The sequence below is a fragment of the Streptomyces bottropensis ATCC 25435 genome (assembly GCF_000383595.1).
Taxonomy (GTDB): Bacteria; Actinomycetota; Actinomycetes; order Streptomycetales; family Streptomycetaceae; genus Streptomyces; species Streptomyces bottropensis.
The window spans coordinates 3519250-3534092 of sequence record NZ_KB911581.1 but is presented as its reverse complement, the minus strand read 5'-3'; the positions used below and the strand labels follow the sequence as shown (position 1 = coordinate 3534092).

Below are 14843 nucleotides of genomic sequence, written 5' to 3'. Positions count from 1 at the left end.
CGCGGTGCCACGGGTTCCAGGGGTCCCACAGGTTCGACGAGTAACGAGCAGGGAGCGAGCACGCGTGACCAGGCCGCTGATCGGTGTGAGTACGTATCTGGAGTCCGGCGCGCGCTGGGGCGTCTGGGAGCTGGAGGCGGCCCTGTTGCCGGTCGGCTATCCCCGGCTCGTACAGGCGGCGGGCGGCGTCGCCGCGATGCTGCCGCCGGACGATCCGTCGTACGCCGCCGGGGCGGTCGCCCGGCTCGACGGCCTGGTCATCGCGGGCGGACCCGACGTGGACCCCGCCCTCTACGGCGCCGAGCGCTCCCCGCGCTGCGGCCCGCCCGCGCCGCGGCGCGACGCGTGGGAGCTGGCCCTGATCCGGGCGGCGCTGGACACCGGCACGCCCCTGCTCGGCATCTGCCGCGGCATGCAGCTGCTGAACGTCGCCCTCGGCGGCACCCTCGTCCAGCATCTCGACGACCACGTCGTCGAGGTCGGTGTCTTCGGCCGCCACCCCGTCAAGCCCGTACCCGGCACGCGGTACGCGGACATCAACGCCGAGGAGACCGACGTCCCGACCTACCACCACCAGGCGGTCGACCGCCTCGGCACCGGCCTCGTCCCTTCGGCCCACGCCTGCGACGGCACGATCGAAGCCATCGAACTCCCCCACCCCGCCTGGGCCCTCGGCGTCCAGTGGCACCCCGAAATGGGCGAGGACATCCGAGTGATGCAAGCCCTGACGGAGGCATCGGCCTGCCGGGTCGTCTGAGTTGCCGGGGCCCCTCCAGGGGCGCGGGGAACGGTGCGAGAAGCCCCACCGGACCCGCCCGGACGGGGGTCGAAGGGGCGCAGCCCCTGGGTGGGGACGGGTAGGGGCGGCGGGGGCGGGGGAATGCCGGACTCAGCCGGCCGCGGGCCCCCGCGTCAGGCCCAGCAGGTCCCGGGCCGGCCCCGCGGGCCGATGACCGGTGGGCCAGACCGCCCGGAGGGCCCGTCGCAGACGCACACCGTCGACGGGGATGGGAACCAGGCGGCGGGCGGACAGCTCCTCGCCGAGGGCCAGCTCGCTCAGGACGGCCGGCCCGGCGCCGCTCAGCGCGGAGGACTTGACGGCCGTGGTGGAGGACAGCTCGATGAGGGGGCGGGCCAGGCTCCCGAGCGCGCCCTCCAGGACCTGCCGGGTCCCTGACCCCTTCTCCCGGAGGATCAGCGGCGTGGCGGCCAGCTCGGCCGCCTCCACGGGCTTGCGGCGTCGGGCCCAGGGATGGCCGGGCGCGGTCACGACGATCAGGTGGTCGTGCGCGATCACGACCGCGTCCAGCCCGGCCGGCACCGTGGGCCCCTCGACGAACCCCAGATCGGCCTCGTCGGCGAGCAGCCGCTCCGCGACGACCGTCGAGTTGCCCGCGAGGAGCGAGACGGCCGTGTCCGGACGCGCGGCGCGCAGCGCGATGAGCCAGCCGGGCAGCAGATACTCGGCGATGGTCATGCTCGCCGCCACCCGGAGCCGGGAGTCGCGCCGGTCCTTCAGCGCCTGCGCGCCCACGTCGAACGCCTCGGCCGCGTCCACGATCCGCCGGGCCCAGTCCGTGACCAGCGCCCCCGCGTCGGTGAGCCGGGACCCGCGCGGCGACCGGTCGACCAGGGCGACACCCAGTTGCCGTTCCATCGAGCGGATCCGGCTGCTCGCGGCCGGCTGGGTGATCCCCAGCTCCCGGGCCGCCCGCCCGAGCGAGCCCAACCGGGCCACGGCCAGCAGCAGTTCGAGCGCCCCGAGATCCGGCACCCGATGGGCCAGCCCGCCCCGCCCCTCGCTCTCACTCATAACCCCAGCTTATGCCCCCATACACCCGGACTCCCTGGTGGGCCCCGCGCGGCAGCGCGACGCTCGACACATGACCACCGCAGTCCGCCCACCCCGAGCAGCCCGCCCCACTCCCCCCTGCACGCCCCGCCCCGGCGCCCACCCCCGCCTCCCCGCCCTGCGCCACCTCGGCCCCCAGTGGTACGCCCCGGTCATGGGCACCGCGATCGTGGCCGCCGCCGGTGCCGGGCTCCCGCTGGACCTCCCGGGCCGGCGGACGGCCTGCGCGGCTTTCTGGGCGCTCGCGCTGCTCGCCCTGGTCACCGTGCTCGGCACCCGCGCCCTGCACTGGACCCACCACCGCGACCGGGCCCGCGCCCACCTGCTCGACCCGGCCGTCGCCCCCTTCCACGGCTGTCTGTCCATGGCCCTGCTGGCCGTCGGCGGCGGCGCCCTCCTCGTCGGCCGGGACTGGATCGGGCTCCGGGCGGCCGTCGCGCTGGACGTCGTGCTCTTCGGCGCCGGGACGGTCACCGGCCTGGTGGCCGCCGTCGTGGTGCCGTACCTGATGATCGTCCGGCACCGGATCGAGCCGGACGGCGTCACCCCTGTCCTGCTCCTCCCCCTCGTCGCCCCCATGGTGTCCGCCGCGCTGGGCCCGCTGCTGGTCCCGTACCTGCCGCCCGGGCAGGCCCGGCAGACGCTGCTGCTCGGCTGTCTCGCCCTGTTCGGGGTGAGCCTGTCGGCCACGCTGCTCGTCCTGCCGCTGGTGTTCGGCCGGCTGGTCACCTCGGGGCCGCTGCCGCTCGCCCTCACGCCGAGCCTGTTCCTCGTCCTCGGACCGCTCGGGCAGTCGACCACCGCCGTAGCCAACCTCGCCGACGCGGCCCCCGGCGCCGTACCGGCCCCCTACCCGCACGTCCTCACCGCGTTCGCCGTCCTGTACGGCGTGCCCGTCATGGGCTTCGCACTGCTCTGGCTCGCGCTCGCCGCGGCCCTGGTCGTGCGGGCCCGCCGACGGGGCATGGGGTTCTCGATGGCGTGGTGGGCCTTCACCTTCCCGGTGGGCACCTGCGCGACCGGCGCGGAGGGGCTGGCCCGGCACACCGGCCTCGTCGCCCTCGACGCCCTCGCCGTGGCGCTGTTCGCGCTGCTGCTGGCGGCCTGGGCGACGGCCGCCGCGCACACCGCGTGCGGTCTGGTCAGCGGCGAGCTGCTCGCAGCGCCTCGCCCAGCACCCGCGGAGCCGTGGCCAACGACGGCCCGTACCAGGTGAGATGGCGCCCGCTCACCAAGGCGCACGGCAGCCCGGGGAACGCCTCGGGCCCGTCGTCCGCGGTGAAGCGGTACGGCTCGTCGGGCAGGACCACGACGTCCGGCGCGGCGGCCCGCAGCTCCTCGACGGGGACCCGGGGGTAGCGCTCCGCGTGCCCGGCGTACAGATGGTCCACGCCGAGCCGCGCGAGCACGTCACCGGCGAAGGTGTCCCGGCCGAGGACCATCCAGGGCCGGCGCCAGACGGGTACCACGGCGGTCGTACGACGCCCGGGGCCGGCCACGGCCTCCGGCGGGCCCGACCACGCCGACTCCGCCTCGTCCAGCCAGCCCGGCCGGAACCGGGCTCCGCAGGCGCGCAGCACCCGGTCCAGTTCGGTGAAGGCGCCCGGCACGTCCCGCACCTCGGTGACGAGCACCTCCACGCCCGCCTCGCGCAGAGCGGCGAGATCGGGCTCGCGGTTCTCCTCCTCGTTGGCGATCACGAGGTCGGGGCCGAGGCGGGCGATGACGTCGGTCTTGGGGTTCTTGGTGCCGCCGATGCGTACGACGTCGAGATCACCCGGGTGGGCGCACCAGTCGGTGGCGCCGACCAGCACACCGGGCAGTGTGACGGCGACGGCCTCCGTCAGTGACGGGACGAGGGAGACGACACGGGACACGGAGCGCACGGCGGCGTCACGCGCCCCGGCGGTGACGGTCTTCCAGGGCCTCGATGTGGTCCGCGACGGCCACCACGATCACCCGGGTCTCCGGTTCGGTGGCCCGCCAGCGATGCCGTACGCCACCGGACATGTACAGCGTGTCGCCGCGGCCGAGGCGGTGGGCGCGGCCCTCGGCCTCGACCTCGACCGCGCCGTCGACGACGTACAGCAGCTCGTCGTTGCGGTGCTGGACCTCGCGGCCCTCGTCGTGGTCGCCCGTGAACTCCATGGCGTGCAACTGGTGGTGACCGCGCACCAGGGAGCGCGAGCAGGAATCGGGGGGCGTGAAACCGTCCTCGTCGGCCGCCCGTACGACATCGACGCTGCACGCCGGGTCGGCCGCGGCGAGCAGTTCCACGGCGGTGGTGCCGAGGGCGTCGGCGATGCGTTCCAGGGAGGGCTTGCTGGGCCGTGCCCGTTCGTTCTCGACCTGGCTCAGGAAGGGGACCGACAGGCCGCTGCGCTCGGCCACGGCGGCGAGGGTGAGCTGCTGTGCCCGGCGCCGCCGCCGGACGGCCGCGCCCACCCGAAGGGGCTGTTCTTTGTGGTCGCCCATCGCTCCGGCTCCCTCCTCGGCTCGTCGGTCGACTCAACGACGCCCACGGGTGGGCGTGCGAGCGGTTACTGGTCCGGTACGGATGGCCACCCGTCCGGCACTCGTCGGGAGCGCTTCTCCTGAGGAGCTCTCTGCACCCTACGCATGTTCGGCAAACCGTTTCACGCGCCCGTCACATCCTCGTGAACCGGCCGAGGGTCCATGCTCACACTTCGCGCCAGCGCAGTCACCGTCCCGCCCCTGTTTTCACTGCCTTCTCGCCCGCCCCGGAAAGGGAGTCCCGACCGCGGCGACCGCACGCGGTGGCATCGGCGCCACGCCCCGTCACCGGAACGCGGACACGCGTCCGGCGCCCGCCGAAGCCGCCCCGCACAGCCAGGACAGGGCCCGTCCGGCCACCCGCTCGTCACCCGGGTGGTGAAGTCGCCGGTCGTGGAACGGAGTCGGCGATCCGCGCGCGACTCGTCCCACCTGCCCGGAAGGAACGCCGAACCGGGCGGTCGGGCCCCCTGGAGGGTTGTCCGGATCTTTCCCGTACGCCAGTACGGCACCACCGCTGTCCGTTCGGACCGGCCCCGCGCGCCGGAGGGTCCCTGCCCACGACCGAACCCCGGCGCCGTGGGCGATCGCGTCGGGAGTCGTCTGTCGGTGGTGTACGGCATGATGCGGGGCGTGACCCGACGCCTGATGCTTCTCGACACCGCCTCGCTGTACTTCCGCGCCTACTTCGGCGTGCCGGAGTCCGTGAAGGCCCCGGACGGCACCCCGGTGAACGCCGTGCGCGGACTGCTCGAATTCATCGACCGGCTGGTCAAGGACCACCGGCCGACGGACCTGGTGGCGTGCATGGACGCGGACTGGCGGCCGCAGTGGCGGGTCGACCTGATCCCCTCCTACAAGACCCACCGCGTCGCCGAGGTGCGCGAGGCCGGGCCGGACGAGGAGGAGGTGCCGGACACCCTGTCGCCGCAGGTGCCGGTGATCGAGGCGGTCCTGGACGCCCTCGGCATCGCGCGCGTGGGCGTCGCCGGGTACGAGGCGGACGACGTGATCGGCACCTTCACCGCCCTCGCGAAGGACCCGGTCGACATCGTCACCGGCGACCGCGACCTGTACCAGCTGGTCGACGACGCGCGTGGGGTGCGCGTGCTGTACCCGCTGAAGGGCGTGGGCACGCTGCAGTTGACCGACGAGACGTGGCTGCGCGAGAAGTATGGGGTGGTCGGGCGCGGGTACGCGGATCTGGCTCTCCTGCGCGGCGACCCGAGCGACGGGCTGCCGGGCGTGCCGGGCATCGGCGAGAAGACGGCGGCCAAGCTGCTCGACCAGTTCGGCGACCTGGCCGGGATCATGGCCGCGGTCGACGACCCGACGGCGAAGCTCACGCCTTCGCAGCGCAAGAGGCTCGACGAGGCGCGCCCCTACGTCGCGGTCGCACCCAAGGTGGTGCTCGTGGCGGCGGACGTACCCTTGCCGGACGTCGACACGGTGTTGCCGCGCGACCCGCGGGACCCGGCGGCGCTGGAGGCGCTCGCGGCCCGCTGGGGACTCGGCGGATCGCTGCGACGGCTGCTCACGACACTGCAGGCGTGAGGCGCAGGCCCTATCGGCGGGATGTACGCCGGAAGGTGGGGCGTACGCCGGAGTGTGGGGTGACACTCGGTGGTGAGGACGCTGAGGCACGATTCACAGAGTGAAGTCCTCGCATACGCCTCGGGCGTGGGGTGTCATCGAGGGGGAGATGATAACTTAGGCATGCCTTAGCTAGGTACTTGGGAGGCCGTCATGGCAGAGCGTCCGGTACGCAGGACCCCGAAGCCCCACTCCGCGCGAGTCGTGCGCACCGAGCGGCTCACCCCGCACATGCAGCGCGTCGTACTCGGTGGCGACGGCCTCGCGGAGTTCTCCCCGCGCGGCAGCACCGATCACTACGTGAAGCTCCTGTTCGGCCCCGAGGGGGTCACCTACCCGGAGCCGTTCGACATCGAGCGGATCCGCGCGGAGTTCCCCCGGGAGCAGTGGCCCGTGACCCGGACGTACACCGTCCGCGCCTGGGACCGCGAACTGGGCGAGCTGACCCTCGACTTCGTGCTCCACGGCGACGAGGGCATCGCCGGCCCCTGGGCCACCCGTGTCCAGCCGGGCGAGCTGATCCGTTTCCTCGGCCCCGGTGGCGCCTACGCGCCCGACCCGCAGGCCGACTGGCATCTCCTCGTCGGCGACGAGAGCGCCCTGCCGGCGATCGGCGCGTCCCTGGAGGCCCTTCCCGACGGCGCCCGCGCCCACGCGATCGTCGAGGTCGCCGGTCCCGAGGAGGAGCAGAAGATCAACTCCGATGTGGAGGTCGTCTGGCTGCACCGCGGCGACCGCCCCGTCGGCGCCGCCCTGGTCGAGGCCGTACGCGCGCTGCGGTTCCCCGAGGGCCGGATGCACGCCTTCGTCCACGGCGAGGCGGGCTTCGTGAAGGAGCTGCGCCGGCTGCTCCGCGTCGAACTCGCCGTCCCCCGCGAGCACTTGTCGATCTCCGGCTACTGGCGCCTCGGCCACGACGAGGACGGCTGGCAGGCGTCGAAGAAGGAGTGGAACGCGCGCGTGGAGGCGGAGCAGGAGGGCACGCCGACGACGGCGTGACCCCACGGGCCCGGCGACCCGCCGGACGCGCGCCCTCACCCGAGGGCGCGGACACGGCTGCGCGGGCCGGCGCGGCGGCCCCGGCCGACGTGACGGCAGCTTCGGCCTACGTGACCGCAGCTTCGGGGATGTGACCGCAACCTCGACCGACGTGACCGCCCTTCGGCAGATGTGACCGCACGAGACATCGGCGGCTCGGTCCACGTGCCTCACCACCAGGCGCCCACAACCACGCCCACAACCATGCCCACGCGACCCCCGCGGGGCCTCCCCGCTCGGCCGACGCGATGCCGTACGAGTGCGCGGAAGCCCTGCCCCGTACGGTCCCCGCCACCCGCGCCCGTCCGCCCGCCCCGCAGGCCCGCCCCGGCCCCCACCTCCACAGGACAAAGCCCGCATCACCCGTTTGAATGAACACATGCTGTTCGGCACACGACGGCACGCCGCAGTAGCGGGATTCGGGGCGCGAGGGCTCTGGCCTCGGTCCTCGTCCTCGGCAGTGCCTCGTACGGCATCGGCACCGGCACCGCGTCCGCCGCTCCCCCACCGCAGCCGCCGCCCCAGCTCACGCGGGACGAAGTGGACCGGGCCCTCGACGCGCTTAACGGCATCGTCGAACGCGGGATGAAGCGGACCGGGGTGCCGGGCGTGGCGGTGGCCGTCGTCTACAAGGACCAGGTGGTCCGCCTGGACGGTTACGGCACGCGGCGCGTCGGCCAGGACGCCCCGGTCGACGCAGACACCGTCTTCCAACTGGCGTCCCTCTCCAAGCCGCTGGCCTCGACCGTGGTCGCCGGGGCGGTCGGTGACCTGACCCTGCGCCTCGGTCCGAAGCCCATGACGTTCCGCCTGACCCACTACGACGGCGACACGTACTACTTCGAGACGGCCGGCGAGAACGCCACCGGCCCCTCCGGCGTGACCTTCAAGGGCGACGAGAACGGCAGGGCGACGTCGGTGACGATCGAGGCGTTCGACGGCTCCGGCCTGGGAACCTTCAGACGCTCGTGACCGCGTCCACCAGCCGGGCCAGCGCGTCCGCGAGCGCCACCGCACCCGGTCCCGCCGCCCCGCCCGGCTCGGCCATGTACACGTCCCGGCGGATCTCGATCATCAGGGCGGTCACCCGGGGGTCCTGCCCGTAGTACTTCAGCGGGACGTACGTGCCGCCGAACGGGCTGTCGACGCCCGTGCCGCCGAAGCCGGCGAAGGCGACCTCGGCGGCGGCGAGCAGGTCCGCCGGGGTGTGGGAGGGGTCGGTGCCCAGACAGACGGGCGGGCGGGGACCGTCGCCGTGCAGCTCGTAGGGCAGCGGCTCGCTCGGATACGAGTGGACATCGATGATCACCGCCCGTCCCACGGCCTCCAGCCGAGCGGTCACGGCGTCGGTCATGGCGTCGGCGTAGGGGCGGAAGTAGCGGTCGACGAGCGGCTGACCGTCGTACCCGGCATCGCGCAGGGCCTCGCGGTGCGTGGTCCGCGTGTAGACGGCCCCCATGCCCACCGCCAGCATCTCCTCCCGCTCGTCCGGGAAGCGCTCGGGGTCGACCACGAGCCGGGACAGCCCGTTGACGAACCTCCAGGGGCGCGTGAGCGCCCGCTCGGCCGCCCACTCGGCGATCCGGTCCGTGTGCGCGTCGGTGATGTGGTCCAACTCCCGCTCCAGCGCGGCGCCGTCGAGCACGATGCCGGCCCGGACGGTGGCCGGGATCACCCGTGAACCGTGCGGCACGTGCAGCAGCACGGGTGACTCGGGCGCGCCCGCGAGGAGCCGGTGGGAGGGCGACGCGTCATCCATCCGGGGATCCTCGCACGACGGTGCCGGCGCCCCCGACGCCGAGGTCCGCACCCCCGTCACGATCGTGAGGATTTGGGCTCCCCCCGGACACGGTCGCGTGACACGCGCGACACAGGCCTCCCCTAATTTCTGTCGCCCGACAGGAATTCACGCCACTCGGGCGCGAACGCTCGCGCCGCTTGTGCGAAAGCAGGTTGCCGCCATGACGAGCACCGCCCCCGATGTACGTCCGGAGCCATCCCACTCCCCCGACGACGGTTCGCTGAACGAGTTCGGCTACCCCCAGGAACTGCACCGCAGCCTGAGCAGGTACGCCTCGTTCGCCGCCGGTTTCTCCTTCATCTCGGTCCTCACGACCGTCTTCCAGTTCTTCGCCTTCGGATACGCCTTCGGCGGACCGGTCTTCTTCTGGACCTGGCCGGCGGTGCTGATCGGTCAGTTGCTGGTGGCCGCGTGCTTCGCGGAACTGGCCGCGCGCTACCCGATATCGGGCGCGATCTACCAGTGGTCGTCCCGGCTGTCCAACCCCACGTTCGGCTGGTTCGCCGGCTGGATCATGGTGATCGGGCAGATCGTGGTGGTCGCGGCGGCCGCGCTGGCACTGCAGATGGTGATGCCCGCGATCTGGTCGGGCTTCCAGATCGTGGGCGGCGACCCGGCACCCACCACGGCGACGGGCGCGGCGAACGCGGCCGTCCTGGGGGTGATCCTGCTGGCCCTCACCACGTTCGTGAACGTCCTCGACAACCGGGTGCTGTCCTGGGTGAACCGGGTCGGTGTGACCGCGGAGATCATCGGCGCGATCCTGATCGTCGTCCTCCTGTTCACCCACTCCGAGCGCTCTCCCGGCGTCACCTTCCACACGGCGGAGGGCAGCACCGACCTCCTCGGCGCCCTGCTGGTGGGCTCGTTCATGGCGGCGTACGTGATGATCGGCTTCGACAGCGCGGGCGAGATGAGCGAGGAGACCCATCACCCCCGCCGCGTCGCGCCCCGCACGATCCTGACGGCACTCGGCGCGGCCGGTCTGCTCGGCGGTCTGCTGGTCCTGGCCGGTCTGCTCGCCGCGCCCAGCCTCACCGACGGCCGGCTGGGCGTGGACGGTCTCAGCTACGTCCTGACCAGCAGCCTCGGCGACGGAGTGGGCCGCTTCCTGCTCGCCGACGTGGTGGTGGCGATCGCCGTGGCCACGCTGGCGATCCAGACGTCGGCCAGCCGCATGCTGTTCTCGATGGCCCGCGACGGCCGGCTCCCCTTCGCCGCGCGACTCGCCGACGTCAACCCGCGCACGGGCATGCCGACCGCCCCCGCCCTCGTCGTCGGCGTCCTCGCGGGGGCCCTGCTGCTCCTCAACTTCGCCTCGCCGGAGGCGTTCCTGGCGATCGGCACCACCTGCATCGTGATGCTGTACCTGGCGTACGCGATGGTCACCGGCCCGCTCCTGGTCCGCCGCCTGAAGGGCACCTTCTCCTCCACCGGCGTCGACGAGACCGGCAAGCCCCTCTTCTCCCTGGGCCGCTGGGGCATCCCCGTCAACGCCCTCGCCCTCCTCTACGGCCTCTTCATGACCGTCAACCTGGCCTGGCCCCGAGCAGAGGTCTACGACCCCGCGGGCGGCCACTGGTACTTCCAGTGGTTCACCCTCCTGTTCCTCCTCACCACGCTGACCACCGGCCTCCTGTACCACCTGACCCGCGTTCGCCGGGGTCGTTCGAGGTAGCGCCCGGTGTGCCCGGCGTCGTCGCGTCCCGCCTCTCCAGCCCACCGCTTCCCCGACTGCCGCACGGGCCCGGCACAGGCGGCGCGCCGGTCAGGGTGTGACGCGGGCGGCCGCTCCGTGCGCGGGGCCGCGCGCCCTTTCGGACGACCTCGACCCATCGCATGGTGCGAAGTGGTGCTTCGGCAGCGTGAGTTGACGCCGTGACAGGACAGAGCGTCACGCCCCAGCCCGAGGAGGTGGTGTCCGAACGGCTGCCCACGGCGCTCAGCGGTGTCCCACACCTCCCGCTCGGGAGACTGGCCGATTCCGGCCTGCCACGGCCCTCATTGCCACCCGAACAGTTGACAAGTCCGTTTTGTACCGCCCAGCTCGACCCCAGCGAGGGTCCGCCGAGGTTGACGCACGACAACGCGGAGCGGATGGTGGTTTGGAAGGTCAATTCCCCGGAGAGCGTCCAGAGGAAGGTGGGGTCGTTGCATGACCTGTCGCCGACGACGTCGTCGCGGCGACGGTGACCACGGACTCCCTGCACCGTCAGTCGGTCGCCTCGAGGATCATGACCGACGACACCGCCCGACACTCAGGCAACAAGGTTCGGTTCGGCCGGGTCCTCCGGCGGGCCGAGTGCGTACGCAAGTCGGCGGCGCCGCGATCGCGGCGTATGGAGCACAGTGCATGGTTCATGGACCTGGTCGCGGCCGCGCGTCGTCGGCCCGGGTCAGAGGGCGGTGCAGAGGACAGTCGTCACAGACAGGAGGCAGCCGTGGCGGACACCTTCCAGATACCCTCGTTCTACATGCCGTTCCCGGCAAGGGTGAACCCCCATCTGCAGGACGTACGCCCGCGCGTTCGCGCCTGGGCGCACTCCATGGGATTACTCGAGCCTCAGCACACCGAGTCGCACCACGGCGGGTGGAGCGCCGAGATCTTCGACCGGGCGGACTTCACCCGATTCACCGCCCTGACCTATCCGCACACCTCCGCCGTGGAGCTGGAGTTGCTGTCCGGCTGGCACAGCGTGATCTGGTGCCTCGACGACATTTTTCTGCCGTGGTGCGAGGCCCTCGGCAAGCGGGATCAGATACTCGACCGCATCGAGCGACTGATGTCCTTCCTCCCGGTCGCGACGCACTTCTCCCCCTCTGGACCGACCCCGCAGGAGCCGTTGGAACGCGCCCTGGCTGACCTGTGGCGCCGCACAGCGCCCTCCGCGTCTCTCTCGTGGCAGTTCCTCTACACCAGGTCCCTGCGGCAGTTCCTGGAAGCGTCGCTGTGGGAGACGGAGAACCTCACGCGCCACCGGTTCCCCGACGTCATAGAGCAGACGGAGATGCGGCGCGACTACGGCGCGGCCGGGTGCAGCGCACTGCTGATGGAGCACTCGCTCGGCTGGGAGATAACCGAGGACATCCGCGTGACCCGCCCGTTCAACGTACTGATCAACGCTTTCAGGGACACCGTCGATCTGCACAACGACATCGTGTCCTACCCCAAGGAGGTCCGTGAGGGCGTCGCCAAGAACAACATCGTGCGGGTGACCCAGGAACTGCACGACCTCTCCCTCCATGACGCGGTCTCTTTCGTGAACCGCGTCCTGACCGGCCGCGTCAGGACGCTGGAAGAGACTGTCCGGACGGACCTTCCGCAAGCGCTGTACGACCTGCCCACGAATCAGCACACGCAGCGCGCCGTGCTCCGCCACGCCCGAGCCATTCAGGGCTGGGCGGCGGGCTCCTACCACTGGCACGAGGACACCGACCGCTATCGGTGCGCCGCCTGACCCCGCCGGCCAGAAAACCGCCGCAGCACGACGGGGGACCGCCCCGCGCCCCTGCCCTCGGTCTTCTCGTAGGCTTGATCGTGATGAGACGCAGAAGTCCGGCCCCGCCTTCGCCCCTGCCGCAACGCGACGGGATCGACGCGGTACGGGTCAAGCTGCCTCAGGGGGGCGCGTGGGCGACTGTGCGTGATCACCTGGTGGAGCGGCTCGCGGCCGGTGACGGAGTGATCGACGAGATGCTGGCCGCGGGGCTGATCGTGGACGCCGTCGGGCGGGCGGTGCCGCGCGACAGGGCGTACGTGCCGGGCATGTCCGTGTGGTTCCACCGGGACCTCCCGTACGAGGCGCCCGTCCCCTTCCCCCTGGAGGTCGTGTACCGCGACGAACACGTCGTCGTCGCGGACAAGCCACATTTCCTCGCCACGACACCGCGCGGCAGCCACATCACCCAGACGGCACTCGCCCGGCTGCGCCGGGAGCTGGGGCTGCCCACGCTCAGCGCCGCCCATCGCCTGGACAGACTCACCGCCGGACTCGTGCTGTTCATCGTGCGCCCCGAGGAACGCGGCGCGTACCAGTCGCTGTTCCGTGACCGGCTCATCACCAAGGAGTACGAGGCCGTCGCGCCGTACGACCCGTCGATCGCCCTGCCGCGCGTCGTGCGCAGCCGGATCGTGAAGGAGCGCGGGGTCATGGCGGCCCGCGAGGTCGAGGGCGAACCCAACGCCGTCAGCGGTGTGGAATTGCTGGACCGACAGGAAAACGGGCCGGCCCGCTACCGGTTGCGGCCCCGAACCGGGCAGACACACCAACTGCGGGTGCACATGGCCTCGTTGGGCCTGCCGATCCTCGGCGATCCGCTGTATCCGGACGTGCGGGACCCCGTGGCGGCCGACGACTTCAGGCGCCCGCTGCAATTGCTGGCATGCGCGCTGGAGTTCGCCGATCCGGTCACGGGGCTCGCACATCGGTTCGTGAGCGAACGGGTGCTCCAGGCCTGGTCGTCGTACGAGGTGTGGGCCGGGACGACCTCCGAGGACCAAGCCTGACGCCATCTCCTAGTGACCGCGCAACCACCGCAGCACGCGGCGCAGGAGTCCGGGACGACCCACCGCTTCGGCCGCGGCCGGAGCGGACGGCCCCGGCTGGGGCTCGGGGGAAGCGGTCTGGGGCGATGGTGCCGGGGTCGAGACCTGCCAGCCCACGCGCTGTGAAGGCATCGGGCGGCCGAGGGGCCGCAGTTCGACAGCCTCCTTCTCCTTCGGCTCGAAGCGCACCGGGAGCCTGACCAGGTGCCGGGTGGAGATGGAGGCCCGCCAGCGCAGCTCGTGTTCCTCGCAGTTGAGCCGGACGTCGGGGAGCCGTGTCAGCAGCGCGTCGACGCCCACGTCGGCGATGGCACGACCGGTGTCCTGGCCTGGGCACTCGTGCGGGCCGCCACCGAAGGCGAGGTGGGCCCGGTTGCCCTGCATGTTCGCGGTGAGGTCGGGCCGTACACGCGGGTCGACGTTGCCCGGCGCGATGCCGAAGAGCAGCCCGTCGCCCTTGCGGACCCGCTGACCGCCCAGCTCCGTGTCTTGCTTGGCGAAGTAGGCGAGCTGGGTACTGAACGGCGGCTCGTCCCACAGGGACTGCTCGACCGCCTCGGGGACCGTCATCTGGCCGCCCTTCAACTGGGCGCGGAATCCGGGGTTGGTCAGGACCACCCGCAGCACGTTGGCGAGGAGGTTGGTAGTGGCCTCGTACGCGGCGATGAGCACGACCCGCAGGTGCTGTCCCACCTCCTCGTCGGTGAGCCGCGCCGGGTGGTTGATCAGGTGGCTGGTGAAGTCCTCCTGGGGCTCGGCCCTGCGGCGCGTGGTGAGCCGCATGAGGGCTTCCATGATGTAGGCGTTGCTGGCGATCGCGGTATCGGTTCCCTTGAGCATGTCCCGGGCGGCGTGCACGATCTGGTCGTTGTACTCCTCGGGCATGCCGAGGATCTCGCACATCACCGCCATCGGCAGATGCTCGGCGAACTGGCTGACGAGGTCCGCCTCGCCCTCCTCGCAGAACTCGTTGACGAGTTGCTGGGTGTAACGGTTGATGCTGCGCCGGATGCCCCGGAAGTTGATGGTCGACATGGCGCCGGTGACCGCGCCGCGCAGCCGCAGATGCTCGTCGCCCTCGGCGTGACAGCAGATGGGCTGCCATGCGATGTGCGGCATCAGCGGGTTGTCGGGCTTGAAGGTGCCGTCCTGGAGCTTGTTCCAGAGCCGGGTGTCCCGGGAGTACTGCGACGGCGTACTCACCATGTGCATGTTCTCCCCATGCCCGAGCACCACCCAGATCGGCACATCGTCATGGAGAAGGGCCGGAGCCACCGACCCGTGCTCCGCGCGGAGCTTCTCGTACACGGCTCCCAGGTCCTCCGCCTCGGGACCGTAGAGGCGGCGGAGTCCGCCGGTGCCCATGCCGTGGGCGGGGCAACCGGGGGGCGGCCCGAGCGTGGGGTCGTCCGTGCCGGTCAGGGAGTTTGATTCAGGCGTCACGGTGATCGCTCCGAACTGAGGTGGATCCGGTGTCTGTGTCTGTGTCTGTGTCTGTG

At 72.0% G+C, this 14843-nt stretch carries 13 protein-coding genes and 1 pseudogene; 9 read left to right on the top strand and 5 right to left on the bottom strand.

All coding sequences use genetic code 11. The features are described from left to right. Window positions 1–64 precede the first annotated feature (64 nt). On the top strand, window positions 65–757 hold the full coding sequence (locus STRBO_RS0115570; protein ID WP_005485287.1) for a gamma-glutamyl-gamma-aminobutyrate hydrolase family protein: 693 nt from the start codon (window positions 65–67) through the stop codon (window positions 755–757). A gap of 132 nt (window positions 758–889) precedes the next feature. Here STRBO_RS0115570 and STRBO_RS0115565 read toward each other — a convergent pair whose 3' ends face one another. Continuing rightward, the gene (locus STRBO_RS0115565) at window positions 890–1813 is read right to left on the bottom strand and encodes a LysR family transcriptional regulator (protein WP_020114427.1); all 924 of its coding nucleotides are present in this window, start codon (window positions 1811–1813) and stop codon (window positions 890–892) included. A gap of 70 nt (window positions 1814–1883) precedes the next feature. Between STRBO_RS0115565 and STRBO_RS0115560 the strand changes: the two genes are divergently transcribed. Beyond that, complete coding sequence (locus tag STRBO_RS0115560; protein ID WP_005485285.1) at window positions 1884–3068, top strand: TDT family transporter; 1185 nt, start codon at window positions 1884–1886, stop codon at window positions 3066–3068. Here STRBO_RS0115560 and STRBO_RS0115555 read toward each other — a convergent pair. Both STRBO_RS0115555 and STRBO_RS0115550 read right to left on the bottom strand, forming a co-directional pair. Continuing rightward, entirely contained in the window at window positions 2995–3738 is a 744-nt protein-coding gene (locus STRBO_RS0115555) for a helical backbone metal receptor (protein WP_020114425.1), read from the bottom strand. The two genes, STRBO_RS0115560 and STRBO_RS0115555, sit on opposite strands and share 74 nt — an antisense overlap. A 7-nt stretch (window positions 3739–3745) precedes the next feature. Beyond that, window positions 3746–4327 carry a helix-turn-helix domain-containing protein gene (locus STRBO_RS0115550; protein ID WP_005485280.1) on the bottom strand — a complete coding sequence of 194 codons (582 nt, stop codon included), beginning with the start codon at window positions 4325–4327 and terminating at the stop codon, window positions 3746–3748. Between the two features lie 663 nt (window positions 4328–4990). Here STRBO_RS0115550 and STRBO_RS0115545 point away from each other — a divergent pair. The 3 genes from STRBO_RS0115545 to STRBO_RS45915 all read left to right on the top strand — a co-directional run bounded on the left by STRBO_RS0115545 (window position 4991) and on the right by STRBO_RS45915 (window position 7969). Further along, window positions 4991–5920 (top strand): 5'-3' exonuclease, encoded by a 930-nt coding sequence (locus tag STRBO_RS0115545; RefSeq protein ID WP_202500023.1) that lies wholly within the window; start codon window positions 4991–4993, stop codon window positions 5918–5920. Window positions 5921–6112: 192 nt separating this feature from the next. Continuing rightward, window positions 6113–6958 carry a siderophore-interacting protein gene (locus tag STRBO_RS0115540; RefSeq protein ID WP_028796677.1) on the top strand — a complete coding sequence of 282 codons (846 nt, stop codon included), beginning with the start codon at window positions 6113–6115 and terminating at the stop codon, window positions 6956–6958. A gap of 579 nt (window positions 6959–7537) precedes the next feature. After that, the gene (locus STRBO_RS45915) at window positions 7538–7969 is read left to right on the top strand and encodes a serine hydrolase (RefSeq protein ID WP_005485274.1); all 432 of its coding nucleotides are present in this window, start codon (window positions 7538–7540) and stop codon (window positions 7967–7969) included. Here the strand turns inward: STRBO_RS45915 and STRBO_RS0115530 are convergent. Continuing rightward, a complete protein-coding gene (locus STRBO_RS0115530; RefSeq protein ID WP_020114424.1) occupies window positions 7956–8756 on the bottom strand; it encodes an N-formylglutamate amidohydrolase in 801 nt (266 codons plus the stop codon). The two genes, STRBO_RS45915 and STRBO_RS0115530, sit on opposite strands and share 14 nt — an antisense overlap. Before the next feature lie 202 nt (window positions 8757–8958). On the opposite strand from STRBO_RS0115530, the gene STRBO_RS0115525 reads away from it, so the two are divergent. The 4 genes and pseudogenes from STRBO_RS0115525 (at window position 8959) to STRBO_RS0115515 (ending at window position 13305) form a co-directional block, all read left to right on the top strand. Beyond that, window positions 8959–10476: an amino acid permease gene (locus STRBO_RS0115525; protein WP_005485270.1), complete on the top strand. Its 1518-nt coding sequence runs from the start codon at window positions 8959–8961 to the stop codon at window positions 10474–10476. Window positions 10477–10975: 499 nt separating this feature from the next. After that, window positions 10976–11167, top strand: a pseudogene (locus STRBO_RS44625) (DUF6192 family protein); the annotation flags it as partial. A gap of 72 nt (window positions 11168–11239) precedes the next feature. Further along, on the top strand, window positions 11240–12256 hold the full coding sequence (locus STRBO_RS0115520) for a terpene synthase family protein (RefSeq protein WP_020114423.1): 1017 nt from the start codon (window positions 11240–11242) through the stop codon (window positions 12254–12256). Window positions 12257–12339: 83 nt separating this feature from the next. Then, window positions 12340–13305 carry a pseudouridine synthase gene (locus tag STRBO_RS0115515; RefSeq protein ID WP_051085381.1) on the top strand — a complete coding sequence of 322 codons (966 nt, stop codon included), beginning with the start codon at window positions 12340–12342 and terminating at the stop codon, window positions 13303–13305. 9 nt (window positions 13306–13314) lie between these two features. Here STRBO_RS0115515 and STRBO_RS0115510 read toward each other — a convergent pair whose 3' ends face one another. Continuing rightward, window positions 13315–14787, bottom strand: coding sequence for a hypothetical protein (locus STRBO_RS0115510; protein WP_028796676.1), 1473 nt, complete (start codon window positions 14785–14787; stop codon window positions 13315–13317). Window positions 14788–14843: the final 56 nt, after the last annotated feature.

Excerpts from the sequence above, each read along its gene's own strand:
- STRBO_RS0115530 (WP_020114424.1), bottom strand. The coding sequence starts at position 8,756 with ATGGATGACGCGTCGCCCTCCCACCGGCTCCTCGCGGGCGCGCCCGAG.
- STRBO_RS0115525 (WP_005485270.1), top strand. The coding sequence starts at position 8,959 with ATGACGAGCACCGCCCCCGATGTACGTCCGGAGCCATCCCACTCCCCC.
- STRBO_RS0115540 (WP_028796677.1), top strand. The coding sequence starts at position 6,113 with ATGGCAGAGCGTCCGGTACGCAGGACCCCGAAGCCCCACTCCGCGCGA.
- STRBO_RS0115545 (WP_202500023.1), top strand. The coding sequence starts at position 4,991 with ATGCGGGGCGTGACCCGACGCCTGATGCTTCTCGACACCGCCTCGCTG.
- STRBO_RS0115560 (WP_005485285.1), top strand. The coding sequence starts at position 1,884 with ATGACCACCGCAGTCCGCCCACCCCGAGCAGCCCGCCCCACTCCCCCC.
- STRBO_RS0115515 (WP_051085381.1), top strand. The coding sequence starts at position 12,340 with ATGAGACGCAGAAGTCCGGCCCCGCCTTCGCCCCTGCCGCAACGCGAC.
- STRBO_RS0115550 (WP_005485280.1), bottom strand. The coding sequence starts at position 4,327 with ATGGGCGACCACAAAGAACAGCCCCTTCGGGTGGGCGCGGCCGTCCGG.
- STRBO_RS0115565 (WP_020114427.1), bottom strand. The coding sequence starts at position 1,813 with ATGAGTGAGAGCGAGGGGCGGGGCGGGCTGGCCCATCGGGTGCCGGAT.